This is a genomic window from Chamaesiphon sp., assembly GCF_041738855.1.
Lineage (GTDB): Bacteria > Cyanobacteriota > Cyanobacteriia > Cyanobacteriales > Chamaesiphonaceae > Chamaesiphon.
On record NZ_JBGSPA010000108.1, the window covers coordinates 1 to 13,996 of the forward strand.

The window sequence follows — 13,996 nt, forward strand, 5'->3', positions numbered from 1 at the left end:
ACCACGGGTAACTGCTGCGAGTGATGGTAGCTCGGATACGAAAGCTGGACTGCATCTGGAGGGATTTTATCAGTTCAAGGTCAGTGACAATCTCAGTATCACGCCAGGAATTATTTATCTGACGGCACCCAATCAGGATGCTAATAGTAGTGGTGCGGTGATTGGTGCGTTGCGGACTACGTTTACCTTTTAAACAGTAAAAATCCGGCGTTGCTGAATTCAAGGATGATTTTCGATCCAGATCGGCGAGACAAGACACTTGGCAGTTGCGATAGTTAATAAAAAGTTCGCCTGTGCGGACTAATTATCGATCGGATCTAATATAGCAACCGCCAAGGCGGTTAGGACAGCACAGCGATTAAAATCGCCGCTAGTGCTGCAAAGTCCGCCTGTCTTGATGCGCTAAACCCTCGGCTTTGCCTACGTATCGCGCATCGCTACGCGGACTGAGATCTAGAGTGTCTTAACCGATGTGGCGACTGCTATAAGTCTAGTTGTAATGTCGATCGCGAACTGACCAGCAGTCAAATCGATCGAGGATGGAGTCTAACCCCCAGCGACAGCCGGAACGATGCTTACTTGGTCGCCATCATGCAGTGGTGTACCTGTACCATCGAGGAACCGGATATCTTCATCATTGACATAGAGATTGAGAAACCGTCGTAATTGACCGCTCTCATCACAGAGTCGAGCTTTGACGCCAGGACAGCTCACTTCGAGGGCATCGAGCAACTCCGCGATACTATTACCATCGCATTCAATGGTCGCGCGATCGCTAGTAAATTTTTGCAGTGCAGTCGGGACTAAAACTTTAACAGTCATTTAGGGGGTAGAGGGTAGAGGGTGGTTAGGCTTTAGGCTTTAGGCTTTAGGCAGGGTTAGAGGGAATAGAGGGTAGCGGATGCACACTCGTCGGGGAACCCGACGGTTTAACGCAACCTTACAGAGGGTAGAGGGTGGCTCACATGCCGCTCCTCCTACCCTAACGCCTAAAACCTAAAGCCTAAAATCTAAACCAAGACTTGTTGCCAGTCAAGGCGATCGAGTGTTTGGGAGCGTTCTAGGGCGCGTTCAAAGCTATCGAGTTTGGCATCGATGGTGAACGGTTCGCTGACATAACCCTGGATCGATTCTTGGGTTTTGAGTCCGTTGCCTGTGATGTAGACGACGGTGGTTTCGTCGGGGCTGATTTTACCAGCTTCGACGAGTTTTTTAAGGACGGCGATGGTGGTACCACCAGCAGTTTCGGTAAAGATCCCTTCAGTTTCGGCGAGGAGTTTCATCCCTTCGATGATTTCGGCATCGGTGACGGATTCGATATTGCCGTTGGTTTTGCGGGCAAGTTCCAGGGCGTAGATTCCGTCAGCAGGGTTGCCAATGGCGATCGATTTGGCGATCGTATTTGGTTTGACTGGGACGACAAAATCCCGACCTTCAGCATAAGCTTGGGCGATCGGCGAACAACCTTCAGCCTGTGCGCCACTGAATCGTACTGGTTTATCTTCGACTAGACCGATTTTGACAAATTCTTGGAAACCTTTGTGAATCTTGGTAAATAACGAACCAGAAGCTAGTGGTGCGACGATGTGATCGGGCAATTCCCAACCTAGTTGTTCGGCGACTTCATAGCCGAGCGTTTTGGAGCCTTCGGAATAGTAAGGGCGAAGATTGATATTGACAAATCCCCAACCATAAGTATTGGCGATTTCACAACAGAGGCGATTTACTTGGTCGTAGTTGCCCTTGACTGCCATCACAGTCGGCCCATAAATCACCGTTCCTAAGACTTTACCTGCTTCGAGATCGGCTGGGATGAAGACACAACACTCTAAACCAGCATGAGCGGCGATCGCTGCTGTTGAGTTGGCGAGATTGCCAGTACTGGCACAAGAGATCGTCGAGAAGCCAAATTCTTTGGCTTTGGAGAGTGCGACAGAGACTACCCGATCCTTGAAGCTCAAGGTGGGCATATTGACGGCATCATTTTTGATGTAGAGATTCTTTAAGCCCAAGCGACGTGCCAAGCGATTGGCTTTAAGTAGTGGTGTCATCCCAGTACCGACATCGATAATATGCTCGTCGGGAACTGGTAGTAGATCTTTGTATCGCCAAATCGAGTGGGGGCCAGCTTTGATACTTTCGCGAGTTACTTTGGTGCGGAGGTAGTCATAATCATATTGGACTTCCAATGGCCCGAAGCAAAGTTCGCAAATATGGGTAGCTTTGAGTTCGTATTCAGTACCGCATTCTTTGCAGGCTAGTCCTTTGGCGGCAGTGGTTCGATTGCTGTTTAGGGTTGCTTGGGTCATAGTGGGATGTCGCTGTGATTAGAGATCCGTCAACTTGTTGAGCACAACGATATCACGTCTCGATCGAGCCGTCAAATATACCCGACTAAATTAGTCGGGTATAGGTACTATGCAGTTAGGGAGCAGGCTGAGGATAATTTTCAAAGATTGCCTCTGGGAAGAGACTACTAGTAGATTGACGATCGCTAGACTCAGGTGTGACTCGTGCGAGTAGTGGCGCAGGCTGCCCCCTTAATTCTTGTCCAAAAAATGCCAGAGTGTAGGCATTAACGATCGCCATCGCGCGCTGGGGAGAGATTTTGCCACCATCTTGGTTAAGGCGAGATCTAAGTGGATAGTCAGAAAAATTCATGTGAGCAGATCCCGTGAGGGTTAGATTGTAGCCACCGTGCTGTCGAAACCAGCGATCGCGTTGCTCGTAGCCCCAGGCATCAGTTTGCTGCGATCTTTGGTGGGGATGGTGCGGCGGACGGAGATCGGCGGCTGTTGGGCGGGGATAATCTGAGTTCATGAATAAAAAGGGCTGAGTGGCACCGTGTTGAGCTGCCGAGCCAAATAATAAGCCATCCATATTGATGCCAGCTTTGAGGCGAGAATCGATCGCGCACGCCTGGGCGGCGGCTGCTCCACCAAATGAGTGTCCAAAAATGCCGATTTGAGTGAGATTGAAATTGTTTTTAAATAGCTTGTGCTTGGCGATCTCTGGCAATCGATCGAGCACGAACTGAATATCTTGAGTTCTGAGAATTAGTTGCGCTTCGCCTACTTGTAGCAACTTGGTAAATGCGGCATCTGAAGAGGTATAGTCACTAGATAAGTTGCCGTAAATTACTTTACCGTTTGGATAGATCGCCATCGGTACCGAGCAAGGATGTTCCAGCCCAATTACTACAAATCCATGACTGGCAAGTTCTTGAGTTTGAAAAGTATTGTCTGTCCGATATCCGCCCCATGAAGGAGTATAGATAATGACTGGGTAGGGTGTCGCCGCAGTTGCAATCGGTGGAGCGAGCAGGGCATTAGTTTTTACCAATCCTAAGTGACTGAATGTTCCTGATGGAATCAACAGTGGATCTGCTAAATAAGGTGCTTTGATGCCACTAGTATCGGTGGTAGGATACCAAACTTGAATGACTAGCGATCGGTTAGATGTGTTAGCTGGATCGCATAGTTCCCTTCGCGATCGATCGACTAAATAGATCGATGTTGTCCCGACTGAATACTTACCCGTTGGAGTAGGAAATGTAAACACCGGAAATAGATAGGAAAGTAGCGCGGAAGCGATCGAGCCAATGAGTCCCAATCCGATCGCGATGGAAAATAACAGTGGTAATTTGATTTTGAACTTGAAAAGTACCAAAGTTGAGATCGCCAGCACTAGTCCACAGCTCAATGCGGGGAGCAGTTGCCATCGATAATTGCCTCGTACAAATTCGATCGCGATCGGCGCAATGATAGCTACAGTTAGGACAAGCAGGTATAAATATTTCGATCTATTCATGTTGTGAATATCTGAGAGATTATTTGCTCGTCATTGGTGATGCGATCGCGATCGATCTATCTATCTTGGTTAATAGATGTAGGGTGTGTTGGGCTGCTGCCATAACGCACCAATCCCCTGGAATCTGATTTGGGATCGCTGCAAGAGCGAATCGCTTTCTTGTCTTGCTAAACCCTCTCCTTCGGAGACGCTGCGCGTAACCGAGAGCCTGCGCCTTGCGCTTACGACAAAGCCTACGTATCGCAAGCCGCTGTCAACTGTCAACTATCAACTAATTAACAAGATCCCTCTTTTAATAAGACTACTTTAATTGTTTGGAGTAATATTTTCACATCTAGCGTCAAAGACCATTGCATGATGTAAACCATATCCCAATAAAAAATATCATCAGAATCAACATTAGCACGTCCCTTAACTTGCCATAGTCCAGTAATTCCAGGTAGGACTTCATATCGCAATAGTCGATTTTGGGCGAACTGCTGGCTAGGTTGCAGCGATAATTCATAGTCTCTGATCGGGAGTGGACGCGGTCCAACTAGACTCATTTGTCCTTGCAAAACATTGAATAACTGTGGTAACTCATCGAGGCTGTAGTCGCGCAGGAATTTACCAATTTTGGTAATGCGGGGGTCATGTTTGATTTTAAATAATACTCCGCCTTTGACCTCATTTTGAGCTTCTAGTTGCTGTTGAAGTTGGCTAGCATTTGCGACCATTGTCCGAAATTTCCAGACTTGGAAATGATTGCCTTTGAGACCGACTCGATGCTGTCGATAAAAAATCGGCCCTGGAGATGATTTTTTGATCAGGATCGCAACTACTAGTAGTAACGGTGAGATTGCTATCAAAATCAATAATGAAGCGATCGTATCAAATAGACGCTTGAGCTGAAAATTGATCCCAAAGATCGGTAGTGATTTAAAGCGAACTGTGGGGATCTCTTCAATCATTTTGATCTCAGCCGACCGTTGTGGTAGCTGTAGCTCCGTCGGCACGATCCGCAGATGGATTCCGGCTGCTTTTAATTTCCAAAATAAAATGATTTGATTGTCGATCGAATGTTGAGAGCAAATAAATACCTCGCTCACTTGACGCGATCGAATCTGCATCAACACCCGATCTAACTGACTATGGATATCCCACACTGCCAAGTCAATAATACTATCAATTTTAAATTGTTGAGATCGCTGCAATAACTTGCGAACTCGATCGATGTCTACCCGATCGCCAATCAACACGATTGATTGCTGAAAAATCGGGTTGTGCTTGCGGATCTCAACTGTCACTAGATCGAACAAAAACCGCCCACCGCCAATGAATATAAAATTGAGCACCAACGCGATCGAAAATACCGAACGCGATACCCACGCTCCTGGCTGGTAGAAAAAAACCGTAATCAGCACGATGATTTGTGCCACGATCAGCGATTTAAATAATTTGGCAAATCGGCGGAGCTTGTCATCAGTCCCATAGAAACCGGATGCCGTGAGCGTACCGATACTCGCCGCGAGAATCGGGATCGTGGAGTCAGCTAGATGAACGCCGACTGTTGGCGTACCGATCCGATCGGCGATTACCCACGACGTAAATAGCATTGTCGTGTCCAGCAAGAGCAAACTGAGCGATTTTAGCCCGATGCTCGGGATGCGCCAGCGGCGAGGCACATTTGTAGCGCGAATGTCTTCTGTCTGCCACGGATGATTGAGATCGTTTTTTTTAAAATCGGTCATACTATCGCTCCAGGGTGAGGTTGGGCGATCGGCATATCTAACAATTTTGAAATACTTTTTGTCACAGGTGATTAACGGTCTTGAGGAGAGAATTTATTTAGAAAATGTCTTCTGACATCATCACCAGAAAACATCAATAATGTCAACATTCAGACGATCGCTCTTTAAACGTATAGTATTGAACCTTATTTCAGACTATTTACCTATAACAAACTAAATTTTTGACCGAATAAATTCAGTCATTTGGCTGTTGAGTATTAAGTAATCATCGAGAAAAATTAGATGTATACCTCTAATTTTTTACGTAGTTGTCTGAAGTAGCTAATCTGTAAAGCTATTCACAGCCATGTATAGATGGTAGGCGATCGGTAAATAAATGACGATCTAAATTATAAGTATAGCTAAATTAAATTGAGGAGTGACCTGGAAAAATCAATAATGTATGACTCTAAGCGATCTGACTGAGCTGATGACAGGAGCGCGATTGGTAGATATAGACATTATCGACTTTGGTGTGATTTAGATCGTTGACAAAAAGTGGAGAATGCAGTTTTGTTAGAGATATGTTTTCAGATTACACCTGGGCAAACCGTTGGAGTAGCTAATTGGTTGAGAGGATAGTTTGGCATAGTTTAGAAATACACAAATTCAACCAAAGAGGTTGGCGATATACGATCCTCTCAGTGGCGATCGAAATAGTTGAGCAGAAGTAGCAAATTTATGAATCAACCGGTGGCTAACTCAAGCGATAGTAATGTATCTGTCATCATTCCGGCATACAACAGCGGTAAGTTTTTACCAGCAGCAATTGAAAGTGTCCTCAGTCAAACTTATACCCAGATCGAGATAATTGTGGTTGATGATGGGTCGATCGATGACACCAAAATGGTATGCGATCGCTATCCAACAGTTACATACATTTACCAAAGTAACCAGGGTTATCTGGCTGCGCGGAATCGGGGAATCGAGATTTCAAAGGCTGCATATCTGATCTTTCTCGATAGCGATGATTGCTTGCTCCCACAGGCAGTTGAGATCGGGATAAATTGCCTGAATGCACACCCCGAAGCTGGCTTTGTCTTTGGCAGGTACGTATTTAGAGCAGTTAACCCCGATGGGTCGTATAGCACCCAAAAACTATTTGATGAGCCGCCGCCAGTCGCTAGCTATGCAACTATTTTAGATGCACGGCACAATATCCAGTGTGCTACGGCGATCGTTCGGCGTGAGGCAGTCGAATCGATTGGTGGGTTCGCACTAGGGCTTGAGGATCTGAATTTATGGTTGAGGATCGCCAGTACATGTCCGATCTACTACCACGATCTAGTAGTTTCTGAGTATCGATATCACGGGAGCAATTTTTCGAGTGAATCTGCCAAAATGCTGGCTTCGACTCTGCACACGATTGACTTGGAAGGTGAATACGTTCGGCAAACTGGCGATCCAGAGCTGATAAAAGCCTACGAACGCGGTCGAGCCACTTGGATAAAATTTTATGGCAATCGCCTCCTTTACGATGCAATTAGATTGGCACAGGCGGGAGCATTGAGTATGGCTCTAGAAACAATCCAGCTAGTCTTAAATTATGACATCCAGTTGAACTGGGTCGATCGAGAAGTGTATCAGATAGCCAACGATTTGCTCTTGGCTCCACAACAACAGCAACTACTAGCACAAAGGCAGCAACCACAACAAAGTTATCCTCAAACTAAATGTCTCCATCAGTTGTTTGAAGCACAAGTCGCGCGGACGCCAGACGCGATCGCGATCTGCTATGAGCGTCAACAGCTCACTTATCGCCAGTTAAACGATCGCGCCAATCAGTTGGCACACCGTCTGCAAGCTGTGGGTGTCAAACCCGAAGTATTGGTCGGGATCGGGTTAGAACGTTCGCTAGAGCTGATAATTGGGATTTTGGGAATTCTCAAGGCTGGCGGTGCTTACGTGCCGCTCGACCCCACCTACCCCCAGGAGCGGCTGGCATATATGTTGGGAGATGCCCAAGTGCCAGTGTTGGTGACGAGCAGTCATTCGAGATCGGTTTTTGGGGGGTATGGGGGCGAGATTGTTTGTGTGGATGAGCTAGATCCGGAGTTGGCAAGAGCCAACCCAGTGGTGGCGGGACTGACACCAGACAATCTTGCTTATATTATCTATACTTCTGGCTCAACGGGACGACCCAAGGGTGTACTGGTGACTCATGCCAATGTTGGGCGGTTGTTTGATGCGACTCAGGAGTGGTATCGGTTTGACGATCGCGATGTGTGGACGCTGTTCCATTCCTATGCGTTTGACTTCTCGGTGTGGGAGTTGTGGGGGGCATTGATATATGGGGGGAGATTGGTCATCGTACCTGTAAATGCCAGTCGATCGCCGCAAGAATTTTATGAGTTGTTGGAACGGGAGCGGGTGAGTGTTCTCAATCAGACACCTTCAGCTTTTCGGCAACTGCTGCGGGTAGCTAGCGATCCGCAGGCGGCAAAGTTGGGCTTGCGGCTGGTGATTTTTGGGGGTGAGGCTCTCGATCTCCATAGTTTGCAGCCGTGGTTTGCTAAGTATGGTGACAAGACGCCGCAGTTGGTGAATATGTATGGGATCACTGAGACTACCGTCCATGTTACTTGTCGCCCGATTGGGATCGCGGATCTAGAGCGCGGTAGTACAATCGGGCGACCGATTCCTGATTTAGAATTGTATATTCTCGATCCTGAGTTACAACAAGTCAAGATCGGGGTGGAGGGAGAGATGTATGTTGGTGGCGCGGGTGTGGCGCGGGGGTATTTGAACCGTCCCGAATTGACAGCCGAGCGGTTTATTCCGCATCCTTTTCGCATGGCAAGTGGGGATGTATTGTACAAAACTGGCGACTTGGCGCGGTATCTGCCTAATGGCGATATCGAGTATCTGGGACGGATTGACAATCAGGTCAAAATTCGCGGATTTCGGATCGAGCTGGGAGAGATCGAATCGACGCTGGCGCGACAGCCACAGGTACAAGCGGCGGTAGTTGTCGTCACCGAGGATGAACCAGGCGATCTCCGGCTGGTGGCTTATCTGGTGCCTGCAAGTGAGACACCGATCGCGATTGGCGATCTTAGAGCCAAGCTCAGAGAGCAGTTACCCGACTATATGGTGCCGTCGAGCTTTGTCTGCGTGGCGGCGATCCCGCTGACAGCCAATGGCAAGATCGATCGCCAAGCATTGGTGGCATTGCCTAATTCTAGTCCGAGCTTACCGCCGAAAACGGTCGGAGCGGGGATATCGATCGTTGCGATCTTGACGACGATTTGGGCGGAAATCCTCAGAGTGGAAAGTGTCGGGATTGAGGACAATTTTTTCGATTTGGGTGGTAACTCGCTCTTGGGATTGAAAGTTATCGATCGCATCCAAATTCGATTTCAGCTCAAAGTCGCGGTGGTGAGACTATATCAATATCCGACAATTCGATCGATGGCGGCATATCTGACTGAAGCGATGCAGGGGCGATCGATTGTGCCCACGCCAGAGCCAATTGCTGCGCCCAATCCAGCCACACACACAGGTATCGCCGTGATTGGGATGGTGGGGAGATTTCCAGGTGCAGCTAGTGTCGAGCAGTTGTGGGAAAATCTGTGTGCGGGGCGGGAGTCGATAACTTTTTTTGAAGAGGACGAAATCGATCCGAGTATCGATCGAGCATTGCTTGCCGATCCCAATTATGTCCGTGCTAAGGGGGTGCTGGCTGGAGCCGAATTGTTTGATGCGGGCTTCTTTGGGATGGGTGTCAAAGAAGCGGAAGTGATGGACCCCCAGGCGCGAATTTTTGTCGAGCTGGCGTCTGAGGCTCTCGAACAGGCGGGGTATACGGCGACTGCTGACAATAAAATTGGTGTCTATGCTGGCTCGGCGGAGAATACTTATTTTGAACGGCATCTGAGCGGTAGAGCGGAAATTATCGATCGCTTTGGCGAACTTCAGACACATCTAGTCAACGATCGTGATTATCTTCCCACCCGCGCATCGTATAAACTCAACCTCAAGGGGCCGAGTATCAGTATCAGTACGGCTTGTTCGACATCGCTAGTCGCCATCATTCAAGCGGTACAGGGATTGTTGAGTCACCAGTGCGATCTGGCTTTGGCGGGGGGGATTGCGATCGGGACGCCCCAAAATCAAGGTTACTTGCATCAAGAAGGGAGTATTTTTACCCCCGATGGACATTGCCGTCCGTTCGATGCCGCCGCCCAAGGGACATCATTTAATAATGGGGCGGGGATTGTCGTCTTAAAAAGAGTTGATGACGCGATCGCGGCTGGCGATCGGATTTATGCTGTCATCAAAGGTGTGGGCATTAATAACGACGGTGCGGATAAAGTCAGTTTTACGGCTCCGAGTATCAGCGGACAGATGGGGGCGATCCTCCAAGCTCAACAGATGGCAGGTGTCGATCCAGCGACGATCGCGTACATAGAAGCACACGGTACAGCTACCGCATTGGGCGATCCGATCGAAGTTGAAGCACTGACTCAGGCTTTTCGGACAAAAACAAATGCTACTCAATTTTGTGGCATCGGTTCGATCAAGAGCAACTTGGGACATCTCACCGCCGCCGCAGGTGTCGCGGGCTTGATCAAAACCGTGTTGGCGATCTATCATCGCCAAATTCCACCGAGTATCAACTTCGATCGACCCAATCCGCACATTGATTTTGCCAGTAGTCCATTTTATGTCAATACTAAATTAGTTGACTGGGACACTCCAGAGCCGCGCCGCGCGGGGGTGAGTTCCTTTGGTGGCGGCGGTACCAATGCCCACGTCATCCTCGAACAAGCACCCCCCAGTTTGGCTGCTAGTCCAGCGCGTCCTTACCAACTGTTGCTACTTTCAGGTAAAACCGAACTGGCGATCGATCGACTGACTACCAATCTCCAGGAACACCTCCAGCACCACCCAGAACTAGATCTAGCCGATGTGGCTTACACCCTCCAGCAGGGGCGCAAAACCTTCGAGCGGCGTCGCTTTATCGTTGCCAAAGATCGCGCCCAAGCGATCGACTATCTCGCTACTTTACCGCCCCACCACACCGCCACTCGCCGCGCACCCAGTCAGCAGCCCGAACTGGTATTCATGTTTTCTGGGCAAGGGACACAGTATCTAAATATGGGTGCAAATTTGTATCGATCGGCACCCGTATTCCGACAAGCGATCGATCGGTGTACGGAGATTTTACAACCGTTACTAGACTTGGATATCCGTAATCTCCTATATCCAGCCGCCGCCAATTCAGCCATTAGTAAGGAGCTGCTAAATCAAACTCGTTATACTCAACCTGCAATATTTGCGATCGAATATGCACTGATGCAATTGTGGCGCAGTTGGGGACTGACACCCGCAGCCGCGATCGGGCATAGTATCGGGGAGATCGTCGCCGCTTGTCTGGCGGGGGTATTCTCGCTCCCAGACGCGCTCAAACTCGTGGCAGCGCGCGGAAAACTGATGTGGGACTTACCTACAGGGGCGATGCTTTCCGTCCGTCTTCCCGCCGCTGATGTCGCGCTCAGGCTCACCCCCGCACTGGCGATCGCTGCCATTAATGGGTCGCATCTATGTGTCGTATCGGGGACGCATGCGGCGATCGAGCAGTTGCAGCAGGAGTTAGAGCGGGAGGAAATAGTTTGCAAATTATTACAGACATCCCATGCCTTTCATTCCCCGATGATGGAGTCGATCGTCGCACCTTTTGCCGATGTGGTCAAAAATATGCGGCTATCTCCGCCCCAGATCCCCTTTGTCTCGCTAGTAACCGCCGATTGGATTACCGACGAGCAAGCCATAAGTCCCAACTATTGGGCAGATCATCTGCTAAAACCCGTCCGTTTTGCTGAAGGTGTCAAAATACTATGGCGACACAACCCAAACTTTGTTTTACTAGAAGTCGGATCGCGCCAAACTTTGACGACTCTGGCTCGACAACAAGCAACCGATCGCACTCATCAGATCGCGATCGCCTCGCTCGGCACTACCGCTGACGATGACGCCGACTGGCAATCGATCCTCCAAGCTGTCGGACAACTCTGGCTAGCGGGAATCTCGATCGATTGGGCGCAATTCTCCACCGATGAGCATCGATATCGCGTCCCCCTACCTACCTATCCCTTTGAACGGCAAAAATTCTGGATCGAGCCGCTCCCGCATCGGGATTTAGTACCTGCAATGGCGATCGATCCGATTACACCTGCAACTTCTCAAGAGCGGATTATGCACACAGAGCAACTTATACCGACAGCACCACGCACCACGCTACTCATCCCCGAGATCGCGGCAGTTTTCAAGGATACCGCCGGAGTCGAAATCGGTGCCACCGAACAGCTAGCGACGTTCTTGGAACTAGGTTTGGATTCGCTGTCGCTGACTCAAGTCGCTCTGAGCCTCAAGAAAAAATTCAAAGTCAAAGTGACGTTTCGGCAACTCTTGGAAGACTGCTCGACTCTAGATGCCCTGGCTCACTCGATCGATCGCCAACTGCCGCCAGATGCCGCTCCTGCGCCCGTGGCGAGCATTTCGACCCCCATCGTGAATCCTACTCCCGTAGCCGCTCCTAGCCCGATCTTGCCTGCTGTCAGCGTCATTAATCCTGTGCCTCCTAGCCCGATCGCTGCACCTGCCCCAGATAGCGCGATCGCCTCCCTGGTACAGCAACAGCTCCAAATCATGGCGCGGCAACTAGAATTGCTCGGTGGCAATAATATCGCCCCACCAGCTCCCGCTCCAATCCCCCAGACTCCAGTAGTTGCGCTCCCAGCCGTGGAAGCAGCTCATCAGAGTAACGGTCACAGCACTGCCCCAAATCCAATCCTCCCCGCTGTAGCGAAGCCTGTCACAGCACCAGCTCCAGGCACCAAAATCGGTCGATCGCTCGATACCAGCCTTACCCCCGCCCAACAGATCGCCCTCGCCCACATTAGCGATCGTTATATCGCCCGCACCAGTGAGTCCAAACGTCAAGCCCAAGCGCATCGCAGCTATCTCGCCGATCCACGCACCGTTTCGGGATTTACGCCTCTGCTCAAAGAAATGGTCTATCCGATCGTCATCAATCGCGCTCAGGGGTCGCGATTGTGGGATGAAGATGGTCATGAATACATCGATCTGACCAATGGATTTGGGTTAAATTTCTTTGGGTGGTCGCCGGATTTTGTGACAGAGGCACTCAGAGCACAGCTCGATCTCGGCATGGCGATCGGCCCCCAAACGCCTTTAGCGGGCAAGGTTGCCAAGACGATCGCCGAAATTACGGGGATGGAGCGGGTGGCTTTTTGTAATACGGGTTCCGAGGCGGTAATGGCAGCATTTCGGATCGCGCGGACGGTGACAGGACGCGATCGGATCGTGATTTTTGCCAACTCTTATCACGGTACTTTTGATGAAGTCCTCGTCCGCGCTGGCTCTGACGGCTCTGTACCTGCGGCTCCAGGCATCATGCCCAATGTCTGCGACAATGTGTTGGTGCTAGAGTACGGCACTCCCGCATCGCTAGAAATCATTCGCAACTGTGCGGATGAGCTAGCCGCTGTCATCGTCGAACCGATCCAAAGTCGCCACCCCGAACTTCAACCGCGAGCCTTTTTACAAGAGCTACGCCAGATTACCACGGCTGCCGAAACTGCCTTGATCTTTGATGAAGTTGTGACGGGATTTAGAGTTGCACCTGGCGGAGCGCAGGAATACTTTGGGATTCGAGCAGACATCGCCACTTATGGCAAAGTCGTCGGTGGTGGTTTGCCGATCGGGATTTTGACTGGCTCGGCGACATATATGGATGCGCTCGATGGTGGGTTCTGGCAATTTGGCGATCGATCGATCCCTGAAGTCGGGGTGACATTCTTTGCGGGTACTTTTGTCCGTCACCCGCTGGCTCTTGCGGCGGTGGAAGCAGTGTTGACGAAGCTGCAAGCAGGCGGAGCGCAAATCCAAATCTCAATAGCAAATAAAGTCAAACAACTTGTTGAGCAACTTCGAGCACACTGTCAATTAGTTGGGGCACCAATTCAGATCGAATATTTTAGTTCGTGGTTTTATATTACCTTTCCACCGACTGTCAGCTATGGTAGCTTGCTATTTTACCTATTACGGATTCAAGGCATTCATGTCTGGGAATACCGTCCCTGCTTTTTGACACTCGCTCATAGTGACGAAGATATCGAGCGAATTTTGTGGGCGTTCAAAGTCAGTATTGCCGAGTTGCAATCGACGGGATTGCTAGCAAGTGCGGGCAATGCGATCGCCATCAATCACAATCTTCCCCCCCAACCAGGTGCGAAACTCGGCAAAGATCGCCAAGGCAATCCAGCTTGGTTTATCAGCGATCCGCAGCATACGGGTAAATATCTCCAGCTCGTTAAACAGTTGACAGTTGACAGTTGACAGCGATTCGCGCTCCTCGGCTTTGCCGAGGGTTTAGCGCAACCTTGCAAGCG

Annotated in this window: 6 protein-coding genes; 2 read left to right on the forward strand and 4 right to left on the reverse strand. The window is 49.7% G+C overall.

The genetic code is table 11. The features are described from left to right. Window positions 1-193: carbohydrate porin (locus tag ACEW9I_RS09960; RefSeq protein WP_373540191.1), on the forward strand; the 193-nt coding region annotated here is incomplete at its 5' end. 353 nt (window positions 194-546) lie between these two features. On the opposite strand, the gene ACEW9I_RS09965 is transcribed toward ACEW9I_RS09960, so the two are convergent. The 4 genes from ACEW9I_RS09965 to ACEW9I_RS09980 all read right to left on the reverse strand — a co-directional run bounded on the left by ACEW9I_RS09965 (window position 547) and on the right by ACEW9I_RS09980 (window position 5,540). After that, the gene (locus tag ACEW9I_RS09965; RefSeq protein WP_373540192.1) at window positions 547-822 is read right to left on the reverse strand and encodes a MoaD/ThiS family protein; all 276 of its coding nucleotides are present in this window, start codon (window positions 820-822) and stop codon (window positions 547-549) included. Between the two features lie 188 nt (window positions 823-1,010). Next, a complete protein-coding gene (thrC, locus tag ACEW9I_RS09970; RefSeq protein ID WP_373540193.1) occupies window positions 1,011-2,309 on the reverse strand; it encodes a threonine synthase in 1,299 nt (432 codons plus the stop codon). A 115-nt stretch (window positions 2,310-2,424) separates the two neighbouring features. After that, window positions 2,425-3,810: an alpha/beta hydrolase family protein gene (locus tag ACEW9I_RS09975; RefSeq protein ID WP_373540194.1), complete on the reverse strand. Its 1,386-nt coding sequence runs from the start codon at window positions 3,808-3,810 to the stop codon at window positions 2,425-2,427. Between the two features lie 275 nt (window positions 3,811-4,085). Continuing rightward, window positions 4,086-5,540: a sugar transferase gene (locus tag ACEW9I_RS09980; protein ID WP_373540195.1), complete on the reverse strand. Its 1,455-nt coding sequence runs from the start codon at window positions 5,538-5,540 to the stop codon at window positions 4,086-4,088. A gap of 720 nt (window positions 5,541-6,260) precedes the next feature. On the opposite strand from ACEW9I_RS09980, the gene ACEW9I_RS09985 reads away from it, so the two are divergent. Next, a complete protein-coding gene (locus ACEW9I_RS09985; RefSeq protein WP_373540196.1) occupies window positions 6,261-13,943 on the forward strand; it encodes an amino acid adenylation domain-containing protein in 7,683 nt (2,560 codons plus the stop codon). The last annotated feature ends 53 nt before the right edge of the window (window positions 13,944-13,996 follow it).

Coding starts and splice junctions, on each gene's coding strand:
- ACEW9I_RS09965 (WP_373540192.1), bottom strand. CDS start 822: ATGACTGTTAAAGTTTTAGTCCCGACTGCACTGCAAAAATTTACTAGC.
- thrC (WP_373540193.1), bottom strand. CDS start 2,309: ATGACCCAAGCAACCCTAAACAGCAATCGAACCACTGCCGCCAAAGGA.
- ACEW9I_RS09975 (WP_373540194.1), bottom strand. CDS start 3,810: ATGAATAGATCGAAATATTTATACCTGCTTGTCCTAACTGTAGCTATC.
- ACEW9I_RS09980 (WP_373540195.1), bottom strand. CDS start 5,540: ATGACCGATTTTAAAAAAAACGATCTCAATCATCCGTGGCAGACAGAA.
- ACEW9I_RS09985 (WP_373540196.1), top strand. CDS start 6,261: ATGAATCAACCGGTGGCTAACTCAAGCGATAGTAATGTATCTGTCATC.